This window comes from Leptospiraceae bacterium, assembly GCA_024233835.1.
GTDB lineage: Bacteria > Spirochaetota > Leptospiria > Leptospirales > Leptospiraceae > JACKPC01.
In genome coordinates, this window is record JACKPC010000001.1 from 644,190 (window position 1) to 668,179 (window position 23,990).

A 23,990-nucleotide genomic window follows, 5' to 3' on the forward strand; every position below is an offset into this window, starting at 1 on the left:
TTGTTTTCATAGAAAAGGACTTTTATATTATGATCCGGGTTGAAAATCTAAGCAAATACTACAATACCTTTCCGGCTGTTAAAGACCTGAGCTTTGAAATTAAAGAAGGAGAAATTGTCGGTCTTCTGGGTTTAAATGGTTCCGGAAAAACCAGCAGCTTAAGAATTTTAAGTGGCTTCTTGTTACCTTCTTCCGGTAAAGTGTTAATCAATGGAATTGATAGTTTTAAAGAACCTTTACAAACCAAAAAACTCATTGGATATCTCCCGGAAACTCCCCCTCTCTACGAAGACCTTAGCCTGAAAGACTACCTTACTTTTGTTGCAAGGATAAAAGGAATTCCTGATAAACAAATCGATTCTGCTATTGATAAAGTCCTTATACAGACCGATACAAAGGATGTACAACATAAACGTCTTGCACATTTTTCTCTGGGCTATAAAAAAAGAGCAGGAATAGCCCAGGCACTCTTAGCTTCTCCGAGGGTCTTAATCTTGGACGAACCCATTTCGGGCCTTGACCCCGGACAAATCTTTGAAATGAGAAAGTTGATAAAAAGTTTTTCCGGGAAGCATACGGTTTTAATATCAAGCCATATTTTATCTGAACTTTATAAAACCTGTGACCGTTTTCTTTTTATTAAGGAGGGGTGCCTGGTTTATGATCTGGATCATGAGTCCTTAGATCTTGAATTAGAAAAGCTCTCCCGGCTTATCATTAGTCTTGGAAAGGGGGATAGAGAAATCTGTGAGTCTTTTCTAAAAGGTCTTGAAACGACTTTTACATTTGAATTTCTATCTGAAAGTTTCAGGGGATTTAATTTCTTAATTCAAGCGAAAGAAGAAGAAAATTTTAAATTTGAGTTAATTCATAAATTGTCTCAAAGCAACTTAAGCCTCGAAGCTTTATACAGGCAGGAGCTGAGCCTTGAAGATATTTTTAACAGGGTGCATTCATGAAAAATATAAAATGGATATATTATAAAGAATTAAAACTTTTCTTCGGAACTTATATGGCTCCTCTGGTGCTTGGCGGAACAGCTTTCTTAAATTCTCTTTTCATTATGGTTTTAAATTTTAATGAACGTTCCAACCATGAAGAAGCTACTATTTTTACATTCCTTGCCTTTATGCTAACGATTATTATTGCAATGTTAATCCTGTCTATGGGAAGTATTGTAGAAGAAAAAAGTAAAGGAACTCTTGAACTTTTATTTTCATCTCCCGTAAGTGATCTGGAAATTATTTCTGCTAAATTTTTATTCGGACTTAGCATTTGTTTTATCATTACAGTTTTTATTAATGCTTTGTTTCCTTTGTTTTTAATACATTTCTGGCAAGCACCTTTTTATATAATCATTTCAGGTTCGGTGGGAATTTTTCTTCTGGGTATTTTTACGTATTCAATTGGAATTTTTGGAAGTAGTATTGCTTCCAGGCAGGTAATTTCTTTATTAACTTCTATCTTGATTATTCTTTTTCTCTGGGTTTTAGGCTTTTTTTCTCATTTATTTTCAGAGACAACGAGAAAAGTATTATATCATTTCCATATTTTTTCTCACTTTATTGCTTTTGCAAGAGGAACCATTCCTTTTAGCGGTATTGTTTTCTTCTTATCCGGTAGTTTTTTCTTTAACTTCCTGGCTTTAAAATATCTCGAATCAAGGAGGTGGAGAGGATGAGATTTATATATCCATTTCTGCATTACCTGCCTTTACTTTCCCTGTTCGTTTATTTTTTGGTCTATGATTACCTTGAAACAAAGTTTTATAAAACTATTTGGGGTATAGTTTGCATTTCAAGCTTCTTTACTCAGCTTTTATATAAAACTACAGAAAACAAAAGAGCTAAATTATTTCTAAGCGGTCTTGGTTTTATTAGTTTTTTCTTATTCATTTTATATGATTATTATGAAGTTCCCCCGCGCTCAGGTCTTTCAGAAGAGCTAAGTGCTTTATCGGCGGTTCGAACTTTTATTCTTGCTCTTTTAACTTTATCTACTTTCTTATTTATTATTTTTAGTATTTTACTTGATTTCGCTTTGCGTTCCGTTCATGCACAAACTTTTCAGGATAGGGATAAACGCAGTGTATTTATTCAGACTTTCTCCGGTTTTTTAATTATTCTTCCCCTATTGTTCGCTCTAAATTATATAGCGGTTCAGCGAAACTTTCACTTCGATCCCAGTTCTCAAAAAAAGCATTCTTTATCACCGTACGGTCTTTCGGTTCTAAAGAAACTTGAGGTTAATCTTAAAATTACTGCTTTTTATCCAAGACCCTTAGAATCTTCTTCCAGTGCTGATGAAAAACAGGCTTTTGCACTTGGAGCGATTCGCCCTGAAATTCAAATTCTCTTAGAACAAATCCGTTCTGCTAATCCTTCCCGTATTCAATTTGAGTTTATTAATGCAGAGGTGGAAACAAATAAATTACATAACTATGATAAAATTTCCAATGGAATGATTCATATTCGTGCAATAAAAAATGAACCTATTTTAGATACAACTTTATTTGCTGAAAAGACTCTCATTGTAAGCAGGAAGGAACAATTAGATAGCCTGGAAAAAAATTTAATACAGGCTATTTTGAGTGTTAGTCAAGAGAAGAAGAAAATTTATTTTACTTCGGATAATAGCGAAAGATTTAGCATTATTTACTCAGCTATTCCGGATGAGAGTATACAAACACTGATTGATAATATACGTTATGTGAATTATACAGTGGAAAATTTGGGTGTTTCTAATTCCTGGCCGGAAAAAATTCCTGAGGATGCTGATACCATTGCAATAATCGGTCCTGTGCAAAAGTTTTCAGAAAATCACAGAAAAGCGATATGGAAGTATTTTTCAGAAAAAAAAGGAAATTTATTTATTAGTCTGGACCCGAAAGGAGAAGAAACATTTGATTGGATTTTAGAAAAAGCTAATTTAGAGTTTAAGCCGAGCTCTTTAATGCAATTTTCCGGAAAACCCGCTTATATTCGCACTAATGCTTTCGGATCACATCCTATCAATGAAGATATACCCACAGGAGCTACAATTCTTTTTCCTTCCTCCGGTTATTTTGAACCGATAAAAAGAAATGGTAATTTAGAATATACTATACTATTAAAATCTCCTATTGAAACTTTTTTGGATAAGAATCAGAATTTGGCCTTTGATCCAAAGACAGAGGAAAAAGGTTCAAAGCTTTTAGGAGTATTGTTGAAAGGAAAAGATACGGGTTCGATGATTATTTATTCCGGTACATCCTGGTTGACTGATAGATTTTATCCTAAAACTAAAAATCCTCTGGATATTTCAGTTATCACGAATAGTCATTTTGTATTAAACAATTTCTTATGGTTAAATGGAGGAATTTTAAGTTCCGAAATTCCGATTCGATCGAGTAAAATTTTACCTGTTTCATTAAAGGAATATCAGAAAACTTTTATATGGATTGTTTCCTTATTTATTTTTCCTGCATTTGTAATGCTTATCAGTTCCTCGTATCTTATATACAAGAAGCGTTTGAGTGAAAGAAGTGATGTATGAACATCTTTAAAGTTTTACTCATAATTTCTTCCTTTCTTGTTTTTTCTATTGTTTTCCTTTTTAGTGGAAAGAAAGAGGAGAAGGAAGATGAATTTGTTATCTGGAAACATGACTTTACAGCCCTGTCTTATTCCTATTCCGGAGGAGGAAATGCCTGTCCAGGCTTTTTAGAAAGTTCTTTTACTGTAAAACGACTTCCTCATTCTTTACGTGAACAACCTGTTTTTTCAATTACCGATTCTCAAGGATTTGTTTATGAAGCAGGGTATCTGACTAAAAACTTATTGAAGGAGTTAGCCGTATTACGTTCAGACACATCCTTAGCTGATACAGAAAAGAATCGCTTAGAATTTCATATTCAAGACAAATGTCCTATTGTAAAATTACATAAAACTAATAAAGAGACTGTAACTATTTTTTTAGGTCGATTGAGTCGAGATAAATCTTTTCGCTACATTTTAGCCGATAAGAAAATTACCAGGTTACCTGCCTATACTTTGGATAGGTTTAAAAGAAAGTTAAGGGAATTTCGCAATCCTTCTTTTATTTCTCTTAAAGGATATGAGTTTGAATCTTTGAAGTATTCAGAAAATACTAAATTTCTTGCTGATTTCAAATACCTTGCAAATAGAAAATCTAAATTCTGGTTGAACAATAAAACTGATAAACCTTTATCTCCTCCTCATTCTTCAAAGCTTTCGGGATTCATTCTATCTTTATCAATTGATAAATATGCAGATGAAATATCAATTATACATTCATTGAGTTCAGAACAAAGTCGTCTGGAAATACAGCTCACAAATGGTGATTTTTACAGCATATCCATATATAAAAGTATTCTAATTGATTCTGTGGAATACTCTCCACTTCAAATTAAATTAGAGGGAAAACTTCAACAGAGTCCTGCTTTTATTCAAAAAAATAGAATAGAAGAATTAAGAGACCTTTTACAGCTTATAATAAAAGGAAAATAAAACGGGTCATTACAATGAAAAAGAAAAAAACATTTAGCAAGGGAGATACACCTCTTGTTTTCCCCAGCTTTCCTAATGAAAAGCAGATGACAGAATCCGAAATCTGTCTTGCCTGTACCGGCTGCTGCAGGTATGTGGCAGTAGGTTTAGATAAACCCAATTCCAAAGAGCTTTTGGATCAATATCGCTGGTTCTTACTGCATAGAAATGTCCAAATATATATTGATAACGATAATGATTGGAATCTTCTTTTTATTACCCCCTGTACCCAACTAGGAAGCGACGGAAAATGTGGTATATATCAGGATAGACCTCAACTATGCAAAGATTACTCACCTGATTCCTGTTCGAGGGTAGGAAAAGATCATAAAGAATTATTTGAGACTCCTGAAGCCATGCAAGAATACCTGGAAAAAGAAAAAGAGAAGAGAAGGCTAAAGCGTGAGAGTAAAAAACAAAATTCAGAATTAAAAGTAAAAAAGGGTGGAATGAAAAGTGAGCCTACGAAGAAAACAACAAAGAAGAGGGCTTAATCCTGGTACTCGTATTCCTCATCCGGAACTTCTGAGTGAAGTTTTTGTCCTAAGATAAACCTTACAGCTTCTTCGGCTGCCTGTAATTCCATATTTATCCTGCAATCGATAGAGCAGGAGCCCATGTGTTGACTTAAAAATATATTCGAAAGCTCTTTTAAATCTCCAAAATAAGGTTCTTTCGTAAATACATCAATGGCCGCAGAAGCTTCCTGATTTCCCTTAAGGTATTGTAATAAATCACTCTCCCGAATAATTCCTCCCCTTGCTGTATTAATAAGACAAATATCTTTTTTCATCATCTTTAGCTCTTCTATTCCTATCATGTCTCTGGTTTTATGATAGAGGGGAACATGAAGACTGATTATATCTGACTCTCTGTATAGATCATGTAAATTGAGAGCTCTAAGATTTATGCTGTATTGTTTTTGATATTGGTTTATCTCAGGAGTTTTATCTTTTATATCGTAAACCAGGATAGATTTTGGACGGAAAGAAGAAAGAAGACGAGTTAAGGCTTTTCCAATTCTTCCGAATCCCACAATGCCAATATTAATATTCTCGATCCTTTTACCCACATATCTCGTCCAAGCACCGCTTCTTATTTCCATATCAGCTAACTGCAATTTACGAAGGAGAATAAGAATAAGTCCAACTGTCATTTCCGCTACAGCCATAGTTACTGCATCAGGAGTATAGGATACTCGAATACCTTTTTCCCGGCAGAGTTTTAAAGGTACGGAATCTAAGCCGATACCTACCCTGGAGATAAACTTTAGGTTAGAATTAGAATGAATATATGGTTCTAAATTTTCAGTGCCTGCTATTAAAACATCTGCATCCCTTCCGTAGTCGACTAATTCAAGAGGACTTAATTTCCTTTTATGGGGACTTTGTATAAGTTCATAGCCTGTCGTTTTTAGAACTTTCAGGCAAGCCGGTTCGTATTTGCCAAAAGGATAAACAGAAGCAAAAATTTTTTTCATAGAATATAGCTTACCATAAAAAAGTATACTCTTCGTAACTTTTATCCAGTTCTAATTTTTTCAAGTCCGGCTCTTTAGTTTCTGCTTCTTTTTGCAATAGGTATCCGAAAACTTGAATTCGAGTAGCCGGATCCGTAATTTGATTTATAATATTCCGGGCTTTAAACCAGTTTTTGTTTTGAACATAAAGTTCTGCAATGCTGCGTAAGGCTGCGAAACGAAAATGTTCCTCCGGTATATCCTTTACACTTTTAAGTGACTCAGCAAGAAGTTTATTGGCTTCTTTATTTTTGCCGAGTTTACTGTAGATAATTGAAATATCTCTTAATACTCTTGCTTTATCGGCACTGGTCTTTATCGTGTTAATTATAAATATAGAATATTTTAATAAGCTTTCATTATGGAAATTCATACCGAGTTCTGCTGCTGTTGTCGCAATATTTCGCAAAGATTCGGAGCGATAGGATTCATAGTAAATCAGGGCGGCTAATTCCGTAGCGTTCCTTAATATCTCGATACATTTTTCTAATTCCCCCGATTCTGCGTATAATTTTCCGAGCTCCACCATTGAACTTACTTTATAAAAATCTTCTCGAACATCTTTTACCTGTTCCATTGATATATTAATTAATTGTAAGGCTTGCTTTTTATCACCGATTTGTAAACTGAGTCTTGCAATTTCTCTCAAGACACTTGCTTTCTCATAAGGATATCGGATACGTTTGGAAGTTTTGAGTGCTGCCTTTAAGAGTTTCATGGCTTTATCATATTTTTTCTTTTGAATATACAAAGCTGCTAATTCGCTGTACATATTTGCCCTTGATTCTGCAAGGCTAATGTCGTCCATTGCATCTTCTGCTTTTTTTAGATAAAAATCAATATCTCCTTCATTGTCTTTTGATGATACATATTTACTTATCTGTAGTAAGCAATAGGCCCTATCCGAGTCCGAACCTATCTCTTTTGCAACCTTTGCTGCAAGCTCTACAAATTTTATCTCATTTGTTTCCCTGGCTTTATCGAGGGCTTGAGAAGAAATATCTCTCAAGGTAGCATAACGATCCGGTTTTAATTTTATATCTTCAGCTATATCTGCCGCTTCTTTAAAGAATTCTTCTTCTCCTGTTATTTTGCCTATTTCAGATAAAGATAAAGCCTGTATCATTTCTGCTTCAGTTTTATATGTGTAACTTTTTATTTTTTTATGAATGGTATTTATATCTTTTAAAAATGATTTTAATTCTTTTGGTTTGCCACTTAATACGGAGTATTTAAAGAGCTTAGATAGGGCTATACTTTTATGGACATTATCATCAATTCCATCTGTGTACGGCTCTGCTGCATCTATAAAGCTTATAATATCTTCTTTCTGCTTCTTCTTAAAAAGGTAATCTACAATTTCCAGTAAAATATCTACCTTAATTTTATTTGATTCAATTTTAGGAACAAGGCTATCTCGAACATCTTTTAGAAGAAAAACGGCTTCTGTTCTTCTTTCAGGCTTTTCCCATATTCTATCTGCTATTTCTATCTGTAGACGGGCTTTGATAGGAATATCTTCTATCTCATCCTGAATCTTTCTTGCTTCTCTAAAGAAGAGATCGGAGAGTTCTCTTTTTGAAAGAATAGAAGTTATACGAAATAGTTCTAAATAAGTTTTAACTTTTAGAGATGGTTCTTCTATATTTTCTAACACTTTATTTAGTTTTTCGATTTCTCCTTTAATAAGAAAAGAAGCAGCGATCCGTTTTAACCAGGAAGAGTTTTTTTCCGTTTTCTTTAATAGAGAAATAATATCTTTTTGTATCTGCCAGATTTGTCCTGTATTGGAAAACCAGAGCATAGCCGGAGAAAATAGTAAGAGAATTGAAAAGCAGATAAGAAGAAAAGTCTTTAAAAGATTTTTTTCACTGAGGATAATAAAATCTTCTTTCTGTTCTTTTTCTGTACCCCAGTTCAGGAAAGGTCTATATTTTCGAACCTTTAAATAATCTCTAAAACCTAAAAGAAATTTTTTTGCATGTTCATTTCCGAGCCATCTTCGGTAATAGTTATCAAGAATCTGATTGGTTCTTTCTGATGAATAGATAAGAGGGCCAGCAAGTTTCTGAAGCGGAAGAATCAACTTTTCGTGAGTGAGTTCATATGCAAATTTGTCTTCTCCCATCTGAGGAACTTCTGCTACAATACCCAGGCGCTTTAACCAATTTAGACTGGATTGAATCGTTTTTTCCCCGGCGATACTTTTTAAGCGATTTTGAATATACTTTAGAGTTCTAACACCCGAACGAACGTTTCTTTCCAGGTCGGTAAGAAGAATTAGAATATATATAGCTACATTTTTCTTACGTCCGGGTCGGTAAAGTTGCTCTCTGAGAAAGCGGAATAATAAACTCTCTATCCCGCCCAATTTTTCATAGGCTTCACGGGTAAAGGCCTTGGCTCCCCTGATTTTATGTTCCCTTACCATTAAAGCAAATATTTGGATATCAGCAGGAGAAACAAGGCCATCCTGTCTATCGGCTAACTCTGTTTCGGTAAGTTCACGAACAAACTCATCATCAAAAGTCAGGTTCTCTTTTTCAGCAATCACTTTAATAATTTGAAATGCCTGGTTGGGTGTAAATTTTTCTATATAAAAATAGTTTTGGGTGGCAATTAAAGGATATTCGATAGTTTCCTGAAATTCAAATAAATATCCCATCAGGTCGTTACGAATACAGATGAATATTTTCATCGGGTATCGACCATAATTTTTATACCAGTCTTCGATGATGTCCAAAAATGGTTTTCGCTTTTCTCGTGTTTTTCGATGAACAAAAAATTGCTCAAATTGATCAAAGATTAGGACCAGGGTTTTCCCACCCACCTTTTCCCTGGCCTTATTTAAGAGGTTTATAAAATCTTTATCACGGGTTTCTTCTTCCGGTAAGTCTAATTGTTTAATGAATGCATTGCGGATAGAGCTAATAACATACTCGTTGGAGAGTTTGATATATACACATTGAAAAGTTGAATTTTCACCGGATAAACGAGGAATTAGAGAGGCCTGAATGAGAGAGGTCTTGCCCACTCCCGATTCCCCACAAAGAATTCCTAATCTGTAATTTTTAGATGTAATAAATTGGAAACATTCACCGGCAATATCTTCTCTTTGCAGGCGTTTGAAAAGTGCATAGTCTTCCTGACGAAAAGATTGCAGACCTTTGATAGGAGATTGTGGATCTTCCGGCATTTTAAGATCTGTATCTTGAAGGTATATATAAAGATAATATACGACATAAATCGAAACGAAAGCCCCGGTTAAAAGAAAATAAGTTGGAACATAGGTTTCTGAAAAGCTAAATTGTATATTCAACCATTGCAAAATTCTTTCAAAGACTGACTTATGAAAAAAAATGCTGAGGATAAAGCCTGCTATTAAAAAAATGCGGTAATAAATTCTCTCCACAGGGTTTAATCTGTAATAGGCTATATTAATGAAAAGAATAAATTAAAAAAAAGTAAACCCTGAACTTTCCTAATAAGGACGTGGTAACGGCTTTGTGCATACTTTCGGCTGGAACTTTACCACATATAAGATAAGTGGTATAACAAAAACCTCGTAATCAATAGAATTATCAAATATACCAATCGATGAATATACCTTTCAAAACTCTTACAGCGTGTCTTAAAATAGACTTATCTATTAAAGAAAAGCAAGCTGCAAGAGCCTGTAGCATCATTTTTAGCAATGGGTAGAGTGACAGACGGTATTTTGTCCGGGTAGTTGCTTAGATTTTTAGGCAACATGCAAAGAGCTTTTTTGAATCCTCTGTTTTTTTATCTATTCCATAAAACATAATAATTTATGATTGTAATCCAAAAATATTATAATAATATAGCAATTAGTCATGCAGAATATTGATAGATATATAGAAAAATCGATAAAAAGCTTTTTTTTTAGAGGAAAAGCAATTCTTGTTTATGGAGCAAGACAGGTAGGGAAGACTACTCTTATTCACAAGATTTTGGAAGATAGCAAGGATGATGTCCTTTTTTTAAATGGAGATGAACCTGACATTCGAGAATTGTTCCAAAATATTACTTCCACAAAATTAAGAAACCTGATTGGACATAAAAAAATTATTTTTATAGATGAAGCTCAGAGAATTTCTCAAATCGGGCTATCTTTAAAACTTATTATAGATCAAATCAAGGAAGTGCAGGTAATCGCTTCCGGTTCTTCCTCTTTTGATTTGCAAAACCGGACGGGTGAATCCCTTACAGGAAGAAAATACGAATGGAAACTTTTTCCATTTTCATTTTATGAACTCTCATCTTCGTTTAGTATTCTGGAAGAAAAAAGACTACTGGAAAATCGTCTTATCTATGGAAGTTACCCCGAAATTGTTACTCACCCGGGAGAAGAAAAAGAGCTACTCGGATTATTAACCGAAAGCTATTTATATAAAGATATTTTAATGATGGATAATATTCATAAACCAGTATTCATAGAAAAAATTGTAAAAGCATTAGCACTACAAATCGGAAGTGAGGTTTCTTATAATGAACTGGCAAAGACAGTATCTTCCGATCCTGCTACGGTAGAAAAGTATATTCATATATTGGAAAAAGCATTTGTTGTTTTTATTGTTCCGGCATTCAGTAAAAATGTGAGGAATGAAATTAAAAAAGGAAAGAAAATTTATTTTTATGATAATGGGGTTCGTAATGCAGTTCTTAGGAATTACCAACCTTTGGAACTCAGAACCGACAAAGGAGCTTTGTGGGAAAATTATCTGATGAGTGAAAGGAGAAAATTGATTCTAAACAATAAAAAAGATATACAACAATATTTTTGGAGAACAAGTGCTCAACAAGAAATTGATGTGGTCGAAGAAGAGAATGGTAAACTTTGTATATATGAATATAAGTGGAGTCCTAAAACTAAAAATAAGTTTCCAAAAACTTTTACCGAAAATTACTGTATCGAAAAGTCAGAGATAATTTCTACAGATAATTATGAAGAGTATTTATTAAGCCTTTAAGAGAATCTACGAAAAGGTATTCCATCCTCCTTTTGAATGAAATATCTCTTGCTCTTTTTATTTTAGTAAAATAAAATAGGTTTAATAATTCTTTTCCTGTAAATGGAGAATCCTATGAAATCTTTTTTATTTATATTTTTTTTCTTATTATCCTCCTGTGTGCCGAATATTCATTTTAACAATCTTTTTGAAGCGAATCCGGGATTTTTCCTGCACTACCTTGCCCTACTCGAAGACGTGACTCCTCCCGAAATAAACTTTAGTGTGCCCTCTAACTATGAAACGGAGATTTCGAGAAATCGTTCTATACTTGTAGTCTATGATGAACCGATACTGGCAAGCTCTGTCACATCTGATACAATAAAAGTCTATGCGGGAAATGAAGAGGTGAAGGGAAGCATTAAGACGAGTAAGAATTCCCTTAGCTTTAAACCCGAAACCTATTTTTTGGCAAATACGAAGCATAGGGTGAAAGTTCAAAATACGGTGAGGGATTTGAGTGGGAATGTAAAGCCTGTTTTACAGGAAGAAACTCTTGAGTTTACTACAGGAAATGATATAGATACCACTTCTCCCGCATTTAAGGAAAGTACTCCTTCAACAGGTGCGACAGATGTGGCGACTAATTCGGGAATCAATTTGGTATTTACAGAGGTTTTGGATCCACAAACTGTGACAGATGAGAATATGGTTCTAAAACAGGGAGATAGTATTGTAGAAAAAACCATTACCTATTACGGATCTGTCGTGCAGATAAAACCTACCAGTAGCGAAGGAATGCAATCCTTCACTACATATCAGATAAACATCAACACCGGTATTAAAGACCTTGCCGGCAATGCCCTTGCATCCGCACAGACGATTAGTTTCACCACGAATGATACATCCGATAAAACTCCACCAGCGGTCGAGTCTACTATTCCTTCGGATACTGCTGTGGATATTTCGAATAATACTCCTATTATTTTCAATCTCTCAGAAACTCCCGATGTGACAAGTATCAAAAATGGAGTTTTAATGGTAGAGGAACTGGCTTCTGAGACTGTAGCATTACCTGTGATGGGTAGCACTACATTAGAAGGAAAAAGTCTCGTTTTTAAGCCAAAGAAAAGTTTCACTACAGAACGAAAGCACAGAGTTACTCTTACTAATTCTCTCACAGATATGGCAGGGAACGCTTTGGCGGAAAGTAAGGTAATTACCTTTACTACCGCGAGACTTGTAACCTATACCATCGGAGGAAGCATCAGTGGACTGAGTGGAACTCTTGTATTGCAGAACAACGCCGGGGATGATCTAAGCCTGACATCCGCAGGAACCTTTACCTTTTCTACAGCAGTGGCAAACAGTTACTCTGTTACAGTGAAAACTCAGCCCACAGGCCAGACCTGCACAGTCACCAATGGCAATGGAGCAGCCACAGCAAATGTAACTGGTGTCAGTGTTAGTTGTGCAACATCTACTTTTTCCATCAGTGGAAATCTTTCCGGAATGGGAAGCGGGAAAAATATTATTTTGCAATTAAACTCCGGAAATGATTTAACGTTGTCCGCAAATGGTAGTTTTACATTTGGAACAAGTATCAATTATGACAGTTCCTATACTGTAACAGTAAAAACGAATCCTTCCACACAAACTTGTACAGTGTTAGGAGGGACAGGATCAGCGATTGGAAATGTCAACAATATTATAATATCTTGCGACCCCTATATGGAGCCAAAGACTTGGTATGTGGATAATGGAGATGGAACGGTTTATGATAAAAGTACAGGACTAACGTGGATGAAATGTAGTATGAGTAATAACCCTGGCGTCCCTCGAACGGGAGATGATTGTTCCGTTGGTACTATTGGACTATATAAATATTGTGGAGAAGCAGATAGTGATTGTAATGGAGGAACAACTTCGGGAACCTATGGAACTCTTATAACAAGTGGATTTTCTGGAACTTATTCTGGTTCCTATGGAACAGTTTATAATACAGGTGTTTGGAATCATTATATAGCTTATAAAGCCTGCAATGATGCTAATACAACTCCAACAGGAGGTTTCACAGGTAGGGTAGATTGGCGTCTTCCAAGTTTAATTGAATTAGAATCTCTAATAGATTTATCTGGAAATAATTATCCAGCAGTATCAAATGCTAAAATCAATGGAAACTTCTTTCCTGACACTCTTGCTTACTACTATTGGTCATCGTCTGCTTTTCGAGGCCACAATAGCCTTGCCATGACTGTTGTCTTCCATTTTGGAGGTATATCCAGTATCAGTAAGGCCACTAGTTTTTACGTTCGTTGTGTATCCGGACCGTAGTTCGGCTTCGCTCACTACAAGTGAGTTCGATACGCTCACTACAAGTAGCCTGGTGCTTTGATAATTTGGGGATTTTAATTCCGCCCGTAAGGGCGGTCTAAAAATTTTTTAGCAACATGCAAAGAGCAATAAAAAATCCCGGTTTTTCGGAGACCGCCAGCCCCTTATAAGGGCAGAAAAATCCTCTTGACTCGGAAACATTTCCACTTTAGCTTTGCTCTTGTGAAAGAATTCAACATCACCGGCACCTGTATCCCTGAAAAGCACTATATGGTGGATGTAAGCAAAAAAATTCAGCAAATCATGAATTTAGTTGAGCGGGGAAAATACTTTACAATCAGCCGTCCGAGACAATACGGAAAAACCACGACTTTATATCTTTTAGAAAAATCACTCAAAGACAAATACCTTTTAATTTCCACCAGTTTTGAGGGGGTTGGAGAAACGAAATTTGAAACGGAAGAGAACCTTTGCTCAACTGTTTTTTATACACTCTCCAAAGGCTTAATCTACGAAAGTGATGACTTTAAGGAAAAATTTCTGAAATTAGGAAATGGTCTAAAAACATTCGAACAGGTATCGGAAGCGATTGCCAAATTCGTAAAACAACAAGAAAAGAAAGTCATTTTAATAATAGATGAAGTGGATAAAGCAAGCAATCATTCTATTTTTCTGAATTTCCTCGGAATGTTGAGAAATAAATATCTGAATAGGGATAAGGGAAGTGATTTTACTTTCCACAGTGTAATATTAGCCGGTGTTCATGACGTGAAAAATATCAAGAAGAAGTTGCGTCCTGATAGTGAAGCTTATTACAACAGTCCCTGGAACATAGCGACTGAATTCAAAATAGATATGAGTTTTAGTGCAGAAGAAATTCAGTCAATGTTGAATCAATGGAAAGAAGAAAATGATGATAGGAAGATGGATGTACCCTTATTAAGTGAGGAGATTTATAAATTTACATCCGGTTATCCTTTTCTGGTTAGCAAGATTTGTAAGCTTATCGATGAAGATTTGGATAGAGAGTGGACTATCGAGGGAATCAAAAAAGCAATAAATATAATATTAGCAGAGCAGAATACATTATTTGATGACTTGATTAAGAATATAGAAAACCATTCTGAATTAAATGAAATCTTACAATCCATAATAGTCAATGGAAAAAGTTATAATTACAATATAGATAATTTCATTATCGATATGGGAGTAATGTATGGTATTTTCAAGAGAGGTTCATCGGATAAATTGTTGATTGATAATAAAATATTTGAAATTAGGATATCTAATTATTTTACATCAAAAATAGAATTATCAAATATACCAATTGATGAATATACCTTTCAAAACGCTTATATAGACTCATCCGGCAACCTCGATATGGAACGTGTTCTACTCAAGTTCCAGGAATTTATTAAAAGCACCTATTCCGACAGGGACATCGAATTCTACGAAAGGCATGGAAGGCTATTGCTTATCGCTTTTGTTAAGCCCATCATAAACGGTAATGGTTTTTACTATCTGGAAGCACAGCATAGTTATGAGCGCAGAAGTGATATGATAATTACCTTTAATAAGAAAGAATATATCCTCGAACTAAAACTCTGGTATGGAGCGGACTACCACAAAGAAGGCTTGCTACAATTAGCAGGCTATCTGGACAGTAGAAACCATGCAGTAGGTTATCTGGTTGCTTTTAACTTTAACCAAAACAAGGAGTATACGAACAAATGGAGCGAAGTCGAAAACAAAAAAATCTTTGAAGTGATGGTTTAAAATATCTCTTTCACTTGTTATTTTAGTAAAATAGAATAGGTTTAATAATTCTTTTCCTGTAAATGGAGAATCCTATGAAATCTTATCTTTTTATATTCTTCCTCTTGTTATTTTTCTTATTATCCTCCTGTGTGCCGAATATTCATTTTAATAATCTTTTTGAAGCGAATCCGGGATTTTTGCTTCACTACCTTGCCCTACTCGAAGACGTGACTCCTCCCGAAATAAACTTTAGTGTGCCCTCTAACTATGAAACGGAGATTTCGAGAAATCGTTCTATACTTGTGGTCTATGATGAACCGATACTGGCAAGCTCTGTCACATCTGATACAATAAAAGTCTATGCGGGAAGTGAAGAGGTGAAGGGAAGCATTAAGGTAAGTAAGAATTCCCTTGGCTTTAAACCCGAAACCTATTTTTTGGCAAATACGAAGCATAGGGTGAAAGTTCAAAATACGGTGAGGGATTTGAGTGGGAATGTAAAGCCTGTTTTACAGGAAGAAACTCTTGAGTTTACTACAGGAAATGATATAGACACCATAGCTCCCGCATTTAAGGAAAGTACTCCTTCAACAGGTGCGACAGATGTGGCGACTAATTCGGGAATCAATTTGGTATTTACAGAGGTTTTGGATCCACAAACTGTGACAGATGAGAATATGGTTCTAAAACAGGGAGATAATATTGTAGAAAAAACCATTACCTATTACGGATCTGTCGTGCAGATAAAACCTATCAGTAGCGAAGGAATGCAATCCTTCACTACATATCAGATAAACATCAACACCGGTATTAAAGACCTTGCCGGCAATGCCCTTGCATCCGCACAGACGATTAGTTTCACCACGAATGATACATCCGATAAAACTCCACCAGCGGTCGAGTCCACAATTCCTTCTGATACTGCTGTGGATATTTCGAATAATACTCCTATTATTTTCAATCTTTCTGAAATTCCCGATGTGACAAGTATCAAAAATGACGTATTGAAGGTAGAGGAACTGGATTCCAATGGCATAGGTAGTTCTGTAGCAGGAAGCATATCCTTAGATAATAAATCCCTAATATTTCAGGTAAACGATAGTTATCGAACCAATACAAAGCACCGAGTAACACTAATTAATTCTCTCAAAGATATGGCAGGGAACGCTTTATTGGAAAGCAAAGTAATTACCTTTACTACCGCGAGACTTGTAACCTATACCATCGGAGGAAGTGTAAGCGGACTGAGTGGAACTCTTGTATTGCAGAATAACGGAGGTGATGACCTAAGCCTTTCATCAAACGGAAGTTTTACATTTAGCAAACAGGTTAGCAGTTCTTACATAGTAAGTGTCAAAACCCAACCCACAGGACAGACCTGCACGATAACAAATGGAAGCGGAACTGCGGCATCCAATGTGACGAATGTAAATGTTACCTGTGTGACGGCAGCGTATACAATCAGTGGATTGGTAGGTGGACTGGGAACAGGCTTGAATGTTGTTTTGCAAAATACTGTAAATTCAGAAAGTAAAACAATAGGTGCAAATGGAAGTTTTAGTTTTACAAACAAAGTAAGCTACAATGGAAGTTATGCCGTGACAGTAACTACACATCCAACCAATCAGTCCTGTATGATAACGGATGGAAGTGGAACGAATGTAATCGGAGATATTAGTAATATCCTTGTCGATTGCAACAACTTACCAGGTACAACAGTTCAAAGTTTCACCGATAATGGAGATGGAACTATAAAAGATAATAACACCGGTTTGATCTGGCAAAAATGTTCTATGGAGCAAAATAGCATAGATTGTTCAGGAACTGCAACAACTGCGAAATGGGCAAATGCAGGATCCTATTGTACGGGTTTAAGTAACTTACCTACAACTAACCCTAGAACATGGAGGCTACCGTCCAAAGATGAATTAGTGAGTATTGTGGATTATTCTGTTACGTCTGGTGCAGTAATCAATACAACCTTTTTCCCAAATACCGTTACTAGCGGTTATTGGAGTTCTACTACCTACGCGCCTGATATGGCGTACGCGTGGTACGTCTATTTCAGTATTGGCCGTGTCGTCTACAACGTTAAGACCGGTAGCGGCTATGTACGTTGTGTCTCCGGACCGTAGTTTGTTGCCCTCTCTTAAGGTGATGCTTAAGCCTCACCTTAGTGTGTCCGGCATGTGTAATAACTTGAGGGTGAAAGTCCCTTATGGAGGTTGATTGCACCAACCATTAGCTAAAGACAAGGGTGTCCATCGTGAGGTGGAATCTGAAGGAAGTCGGCGGCAAAGTTCCGGTTCGATGTATAAGAATCTGATTTGAGGCAGCACTGACTGGACGAGTTTGCTAAGCAAAACAAAGTCCGATGCAATCAAGAGTCAGTAATGTATATCAGGCGAATATATGGAATGAAGGTGATTACACTTACCCGGAGAGGTCTACATAGGACAGAGATGCGATGTGTAGAAGTCAGCAGAAGCCATAGTAGGCATCTTAGATTGAAATGAATACCCTGCTATCGGGGAACCGGTAGCACAGAGAAAGACTCAAGGGTAGAGTGAAAAGAATGTAAGATACTAAAGGGCTGAACATTAACTAATGGAGGAATCCATTGTGAACTTCAATTTGGTTTTAGAATTCAGAAAGGAGCCAAACTATACAGAATGAATCAGGGTGAAGCCCGAAGTTCGTCTGTATAGAGGAGAGGAATCAAATTGGCAGGCAATAGAAGAATCCAGCGATAAAGGATAAAGGACAAAGGAAATATCAGGCATGGAACTGATGGAAGACATATTAACAGAAACGAATCTTGGCGAAGCCTTATGGAAGGTTCTCAGTAATAAGGGAGCGGCCGGAATAGATGGAGTCAGGACAGAGGATTTCCACAAACAGCTAACTGAAGAATGGGAAGGAATCAAAACAAAGCTCTTGAACGGAAAATATAAACCGAAGGGAGTAAGAAGAGTTGAGATACCTAAACCAAACGGCGGAACAAGAATGCTTGGAATCCCTACCGTGATGGATAGGTTTATCCAACAGGCCATGCTACAGAAGTTAAACCCGATATTTGACCCGGAGTTTTCGGAATACAGTTACGGATTTCGTCCGAGGCGGAGTGCTCATGACGCTGTAAGACAGTCCAAGAAATACATTGAGGAAGGGTATGAATACGTAGTAGACCTTGACCTTGAGAAATTCTTTGATACAGTAAATCATGATATTCTAATGTATTTAGTGAGTAAGAAAGTAAGAGACAAGCGAGTATTGAGACTGATAGGCAACTATCTGAGAGCGGGAATTCTTGAGAATGGAGTAATCACATCTAATGAGGAAGGAACGCCACAGGGAGGAGTAATAAGCCCTTTGCTTGCGAATATTCTTTTAAACGAACTGGATAAGGAGTTAGAATCACGAGGGCACAGGTTCTGTCGTTATGCTGATGATTGTAACATCTATGTAAAATCGCGAAAAGCCGGTGAACGAGTAAAGAAGAGCATAACAGATTTCTTAAAGAAGAAATTGAAACTCAAAGTGAATGAATCGAAGAGTTCAGTAGATAAACCGATGAATCGTAAATTTCTTGGCTTTAGTTTTCAAATACGAGAGAGTTTAGAGATAATCATATCTCCACAATCTCTGAAACGGGTGAAAGATAAGATACGAAAGCTAACAAACTCCTTATGGAGCATTTCGATGGAAGAAAGAATAAAATCTTTGAACAAATACCTGAATGGTTGGTTGGGATATTATTCTCTAAGTGATACGGAATGGCACATTGGAGCCCTGGACGGCTGGCTACGCAGACGTATGCGTTTATGTAGTCTGCATCAGTGGAAGAAGTCAAAAACTCGAATTAGAGAGCTAAGAAAACTTGGTGCAAGTGAAGGTGAAGCACGTCGAATTGGCTACTCAAGGAAAGGAAATTGGAGATTGAGTATGACACCACAGATTCATAAAGTGATGGGAATCGATTATTGGAAAGAAAGGGGTCTTGTAAATCTTGTTGAGGGTTATAACGCTTATCGTCAAGGTTGGTGAACCGCCGTATACCGAACGGTACGTACGGTGGTGTGAGAGGACGGGGCGTAAAACCCCCTCCTACTCGATAGAGAGGGTTGGAGTGACAGACGTTTTTTTGTCCGGGTGGTTGCTGAGTAGCCAGCTTCCTATTTTGGTGTATCGAAGCATGGGTTATTTGGTTATTTGCTTATTCCCTTACAGTCAATGCGATAGCATTGCTGTAAGGGGAGTGCTTCCGCCCATTAGGGCGGATGGCGAAAATTTTAATAGGTGGGTTCTATAAGGTTCAAACTTACTCTCCCAAAGAAAAAAGACTATAAATATATATAGCATAATAATTTCTGTTAAAATAAGAGGTATTGCATTATGAATAAAGAAATACAAATAGATCCTCATACTTTATTAAGAGCTGAAGAAAGGGGAGCTTCAAAGGAAGAAATTATAGATGTAATTAAAACCGGAACGGAATTTGAAGCTAAAAAAGGTAGACTTGGAAAGTATAAAATTTTTCTTTTTCAAAAAATTAGGAATGGTAAAATATACGAACAGAAGAAAATTGAAGTAATTTATATACCGGAAGAAAACAAAATCATAACCGTAACTGTTTATGTTTTTTACGGAAAATGGGAGAAAGTAGATGCAGATAGTTTATAACTCTAAAACCGATCTTTTATACATTCGGTTTGTTGAAGAAATTCAAGAAGTTGAAAATCAAAAAGTTTCAGATGGTATAGTTTTAGATATAGGCAAGAATGGAAAAATTGTAGGTATAGAAATTTTAGACGCTTCTAATTCAATAGACTTATCCACTATATTACCTATCCATATAGAACAGATAGCATGAATGGGTTTATCTATGCGGTTATGTAGTGTTTGCTCAAGAACTGTAGATCAAAATTACTCTCCTAAATTTATCATTGACAAGAACTTGTTTGGGTATAATTAAAAGAAGGAATTTTACTTTGAGTTTTCAAAAGGAAGCAATTTCTCTTACCCTCGCAAAAGCTAATCAAAAATTATGGTTGTGTCTATAAATTCTCTCTTTCACTTTTAGGGAAGGGGATTGAATGGGTAAAGCTTTACAATCACGGACAAATTAGGGGTTAGGTTGAAAGCAATCCATAGTACCTATGTTCGATGTTGAAACTTCGATAGGAAAACTAGTTGAGGAGTGCCTAGAGAGAATTGAGCTAAAATGGCTTATTCTATTTCAATAAGTCCTTGTGATCTTGTCCCAAAAAATTTTTAAATTGTTTAAAATATCCTTGAAATTTGGGAATTGCATTCCCAAATATACATATTATGGAAGTAGATCGGCTATTAAAGGATAAAATTCAGGAGATTTTTAGCAATTTTCCTATTCTCGCTCTGATTGGTGCAAGACAGGTTGGAAAATCCACCCTTATCCGACAGGTATTTGGAGACAAATTAAAGACAGTAGTTTTGGATCCAATCGAGGACATCGGCGGAGCCAGAAAAGACCCTGATTTTTTTCTACAAAATCACCCCCCACCTCTTTTTTTGGATGAAATCCAATACGTTCCCGAACTACTTCCAGCGATTAAACGAAAGGTAGATAAGGAAAAAAAGAAGGGAATGTATATCCTAAGCGGTTCTCAAAATTTTTTGCTTATGAAAAATATTTCTGAGTCGCTAGCCGGGCGGGTTTATATTCAGGAATTGTATTCTCTCTGCGGGAAGGAAGAGGATCAAATTACAAACTCCCCATCATTCTTGTCCGAATGGCTACAATCGGAAGGACAATTAGATATCTCTCATATTCAAGCAATCGGTAGTTCGGTACAAACTCCGCAAGAGCCTTTATTAAAAAGAGTCTGGAAAGGAGGATTGCCCGGTCTTCTTCATATCTCCGAGTCTTTGATTTCAGGTTATTGGAAGTCTTATATACAAACATATATCGAAAGAGATATTCGAGTATTATCGAGAGTAGAGTCATTGCAAACCTTTGGAAATTTTGTAGCCTTGCTATCAGCTCTCACTGCCGGTGAAATCAATTATAATGAGTTAGGAAGGGAATTAGGTATCGATAGGAAGACCGCAATTGCCTGGTCGGAGTTATTACAAGCAAGCTTTCAATGGGTCGAAATTCCGGCATACTCAGGAAATGCAATTAAAAGAATCAGTAGCAAGAAAAAGGGATATTTTACAGATACGGGACTCATCTCTTTCTTTCAAAAAATTCCTTCTCATAATATTTTAGCCTCTCATCCATTCTTAGGACGTATGGTTGAAACATACCTATTCATGGAAATTTATAAATTAGTTTCTCCTTATGGAATGAAACCAAACTTTTATCATTTTAGAACACATAGCGGTTCAGAGATAGATTTAATTTTGGAATATGGCGGAACTCTTTTTCCTATAGAGTTTAAAACCAAAACACATCCTGGGAAGAATGATGCCAGAAGCTTTTCTGTTTTTAGAGACACGTTTCCAAAACTAAAAATTGCGAGAGGGCTTATTGTCTGTTCTATTGAAGCTCCACAGATTATCTCCGAAAATGGGATGGCTATACCTTATTGGATTTTGTAGAGAGATTTGCTGAGATTTAGGCAAGATACAAAGAGCTTTTTTGAATTCTCTGTTTTTTATCTATTCCATAAAACATGATAATTTATGATTGTAATCTGAAAGTATTTTAGTAAAATAAAATAGGTTTAATAATTCTTTTCCTGTAAATGGAGAATCCTATGAAATCTTTTTTATTTATATTTTTTTTCTTATTATCCTCCTGTGTGCCGAATATTCATTTTAACAATCTTTTTGAAGCGAATCCGGGATTTTTGCTTCACTACCTTGCCCTACTCGAAGACGTGACTCCTCCCGAAATAAACTTTAGTGTGCCCTCTAACTATGAAACGGAGATTTCGAGAAATCGTTCTATACTTGTAGTCTATGATGAACCGATACTGGCAAGCTCTGTCACATCTGATACAATAAAAGTCTATGCGGGAAGTGAAGAGGTGAAGGGAAGCATTAAGACGAGTAAGAATTCCCTTAGCTTTAAACCCGAAACCTATTTTTTGGCAAATACTAAGCATACAGTGAAAATTCAAAATACGGTGAGGGATTTGAGTGGGAATGTAAAGCCTATTTTTCAGGAAGAAACTCTTGAGTTTAGTACGGGCAACGATATAGATACCACTTCTCCCGCATTTAAGGAAAGTACTCCTTCAACAGGTGCGACAGATGTGGCTATTAATTCGGGGATCAACCTGGTATTTACAGAGGTTTTGGATCCACAAACTGTGACAGATGAGAATATGGTTCTAAAACAGGGAGATAATATTGTAGAAAAAACCATTACCTATTACGGAAGTGTCGTGCAGATAAAACCTATCAGTAGCGAAGGAATGCAATCCTTCACTACATATCAGATAAACATCAACACCGGTATCAAAGACCTTGCCGGCAATGCCCTTGCATCCGCACAGACGATTAGCTTCACCACGAATGATACATCCGATAAAACTCCACCAGCGGTCGAGTCTACTATTCCTTCGGATACTGCTGTGGATATTTCGAATAATACTCCTATTATTTTCAATCTCTCAGAAACTCCCGATGTGACAAGTATCAAAAATGGAGTTTTAATGGTAGAGGAACTGGCTTCTGAGACTGTAGCATTACCTGTGATGGGTAGCACTACATTAGAAGGAAAAAGTCTCGTTTTTAAGCCAAAGAAAAGTTTCACTACAGAACGAAAGCACAGAGTTACTCTTACTAATTCTCTCACAGATATGGCAGGGAACGCTTTGGCGGAAAGTAAGGTAATTACCTTTACTACCGCGAGACTTGTAACCTATACCATCGGAGGAAGCATCAGTGGACTGAGTGGAACTCTTGTATTGCAGAATAACGGAGGGGATGATCTAAGCCTGACATCCGCAGGAACCTTTACCTTTTCTACAGCAGTGGCAAACAGTTACTCTGTTACAGTGAAAACCCAGCCCACAGGCCAGACCTGCACAATCACCAATGGCAGCGGAACAGCCTCATCCAATGTGACGAATGTAAATGTTACCTGTGCTACTGCGACTTATACGATAGGTGGTTTTGTAAGCGGACTTGGAACAGGCTTGAATGTTGTTATACAAAATACTGTAAATTCAGATAATAAAACAATAGGTGCAAATGGAAGTTTTAGTTTTACAAACAAAGTAGCTCATGGTGGTAATTACACTGTGACAGTAACTACGCATCCAACCAATCAGTTCTGTATGATAACGGGTGGAAGTGGAACAAATGTAATCGGAGATATTAGCACTATCATTATAGCCTGTACTTATTTACCCGGACAGACACCACCCAATTTCACAGACAACTTGGACGGAACCATAACTGATAACAATACAGGGCTTATGTGGATGAAGTGTAGCCAAGGACAGGGATGGCTGCAGGCACAAAATGACTGCCAGGGGAAAGGTAGTTCAACAGATAATTATGGAGCTGATTTGAAAAGGTTACAATTTTGTCCATCAAATAATTCTGCCTGTGATAATGGAGCAATCCTTACCTCAGGAGCCTTGTTTGATGAATGCAATAATCTTACTTTTGCCGGAAAAACCAACTGGCGTGTGCCAACTATTCAGGAGCTGGAGAGTATAATAGACAAAAGTATTAGTCCATTTATCAATAATTTATTTCTTGATACGGTTGCTAGCTATTATTGGAGATCTACTACCTGCGCGCCTAGTACAACGGGCGCGTGGTACGTCTTTTTCTCCGATGGCGTTGTGGGCGGCAGCGTTAAGACCGGTAACTACTATGTACGTTGTGTATCCGGACCGTGAACCATTATACCCGCACGGG

At 36.4% G+C, this 23,990-nt stretch carries 16 protein-coding genes; 14 read left to right on the forward strand and 2 right to left on the reverse strand.

The genetic code is table 11. The annotated features are described in order from the left end of the window. Positions 1-29 precede the first annotated feature (29 nt). The 5 genes from H7A25_03045 to H7A25_03065 are packed head-to-tail and all read left to right on the forward strand — an operon-like array spanning position 30 to position 5,041. A complete protein-coding gene (locus H7A25_03045) occupies positions 30-959 on the forward strand; it encodes an ABC transporter ATP-binding protein (protein ID MCP5498853.1) in 930 nt (309 codons plus the stop codon). Continuing rightward, the gene (locus tag H7A25_03050) at positions 956-1,681 is read left to right on the forward strand and encodes an ABC transporter permease subunit (GenBank protein MCP5498854.1); all 726 of its coding nucleotides are present in this window, start codon (positions 956-958) and stop codon (positions 1,679-1,681) included. The genes H7A25_03045 and H7A25_03050 overlap by 4 nt, the downstream gene beginning before the upstream one ends. Next, the gene (locus H7A25_03055; GenBank protein MCP5498855.1) at positions 1,678-3,534 is read left to right on the forward strand and encodes a Gldg family protein; all 1,857 of its coding nucleotides are present in this window, start codon (positions 1,678-1,680) and stop codon (positions 3,532-3,534) included. The genes H7A25_03050 and H7A25_03055 overlap by 4 nt, the downstream gene beginning before the upstream one ends. Then, positions 3,531-4,508 (forward strand): DUF4340 domain-containing protein, encoded by a 978-nt coding sequence (locus H7A25_03060; protein MCP5498856.1) that lies wholly within the window; start codon positions 3,531-3,533, stop codon positions 4,506-4,508. The genes H7A25_03055 and H7A25_03060 overlap by 4 nt, the downstream gene beginning before the upstream one ends. A 14-nt stretch (positions 4,509-4,522) precedes the next feature. Beyond that, positions 4,523-5,041 carry a YkgJ family cysteine cluster protein gene (locus tag H7A25_03065; protein ID MCP5498857.1) on the forward strand — a complete coding sequence of 173 codons (519 nt, stop codon included), beginning with the start codon at positions 4,523-4,525 and terminating at the stop codon, positions 5,039-5,041. On the opposite strand, the gene H7A25_03070 is transcribed toward H7A25_03065, so the two are convergent. Together H7A25_03070 and H7A25_03075 are read right to left on the reverse strand one after the other, a co-directional pair. Then, entirely contained in the window at positions 5,038-6,027 is a 990-nt protein-coding gene (locus H7A25_03070) for a phosphoglycerate dehydrogenase (protein MCP5498858.1), read from the reverse strand. The two genes, H7A25_03065 and H7A25_03070, sit on opposite strands and share 4 nt — an antisense overlap. A gap of 10 nt (positions 6,028-6,037) precedes the next feature. Then, positions 6,038-9,394, reverse strand: a complete 3,357-nt coding sequence (locus tag H7A25_03075) for an AAA family ATPase (GenBank protein MCP5498859.1) — start codon at positions 9,392-9,394, stop codon at positions 6,038-6,040. A 526-nt stretch (positions 9,395-9,920) separates the two neighbouring features. Here H7A25_03075 and H7A25_03080 point away from each other — a divergent pair. The 9 genes from H7A25_03080 to H7A25_03120 all read left to right on the forward strand — a co-directional run bounded on the left by H7A25_03080 (position 9,921) and on the right by H7A25_03120 (position 23,971). Further along, the gene (locus tag H7A25_03080) at positions 9,921-11,057 is read left to right on the forward strand and encodes an ATP-binding protein (GenBank protein MCP5498860.1); all 1,137 of its coding nucleotides are present in this window, start codon (positions 9,921-9,923) and stop codon (positions 11,055-11,057) included. Positions 11,058-11,171: 114 nt separating this feature from the next. Continuing rightward, positions 11,172-13,370, forward strand: a complete 2,199-nt coding sequence (locus H7A25_03085; protein MCP5498861.1) for an Ig-like domain-containing protein — start codon at positions 11,172-11,174, stop codon at positions 13,368-13,370. Between the two features lie 270 nt (positions 13,371-13,640). After that, on the forward strand, positions 13,641-15,146 hold the full coding sequence (locus H7A25_03090) for an AAA family ATPase (GenBank protein ID MCP5498862.1): 1,506 nt from the start codon (positions 13,641-13,643) through the stop codon (positions 15,144-15,146). 74 nt (positions 15,147-15,220) lie between these two features. Further along, a complete protein-coding gene (locus H7A25_03095; protein ID MCP5498863.1) occupies positions 15,221-17,263 on the forward strand; it encodes an Ig-like domain-containing protein in 2,043 nt (680 codons plus the stop codon). A gap of 655 nt (positions 17,264-17,918) precedes the next feature. Continuing rightward, on the forward strand, positions 17,919-19,175 hold the full coding sequence (gene ltrA, locus H7A25_03100) for a group II intron reverse transcriptase/maturase (GenBank protein ID MCP5498864.1): 1,257 nt from the start codon (positions 17,919-17,921) through the stop codon (positions 19,173-19,175). Positions 19,176-19,523: 348 nt separating this feature from the next. Further along, entirely contained in the window at positions 19,524-19,811 is a 288-nt protein-coding gene (locus tag H7A25_03105; GenBank protein MCP5498865.1) for a DUF4258 domain-containing protein, read from the forward strand. Next, the gene (locus H7A25_03110; protein MCP5498866.1) at positions 19,795-20,001 is read left to right on the forward strand and encodes a DUF2283 domain-containing protein; all 207 of its coding nucleotides are present in this window, start codon (positions 19,795-19,797) and stop codon (positions 19,999-20,001) included. Before H7A25_03105 ends, H7A25_03110 begins: the two co-directional genes overlap by 17 nt. Before the next feature lie 458 nt (positions 20,002-20,459). Next, positions 20,460-21,710 (forward strand): ATP-binding protein, encoded by a 1,251-nt coding sequence (locus H7A25_03115; protein ID MCP5498867.1) that lies wholly within the window; start codon positions 20,460-20,462, stop codon positions 21,708-21,710. 158 nt (positions 21,711-21,868) lie between these two features. Beyond that, complete coding sequence (locus H7A25_03120) at positions 21,869-23,971, forward strand: Ig-like domain-containing protein (protein ID MCP5498868.1); 2,103 nt, start codon at positions 21,869-21,871, stop codon at positions 23,969-23,971. The last annotated feature ends 19 nt before the right edge of the window (positions 23,972-23,990 follow it).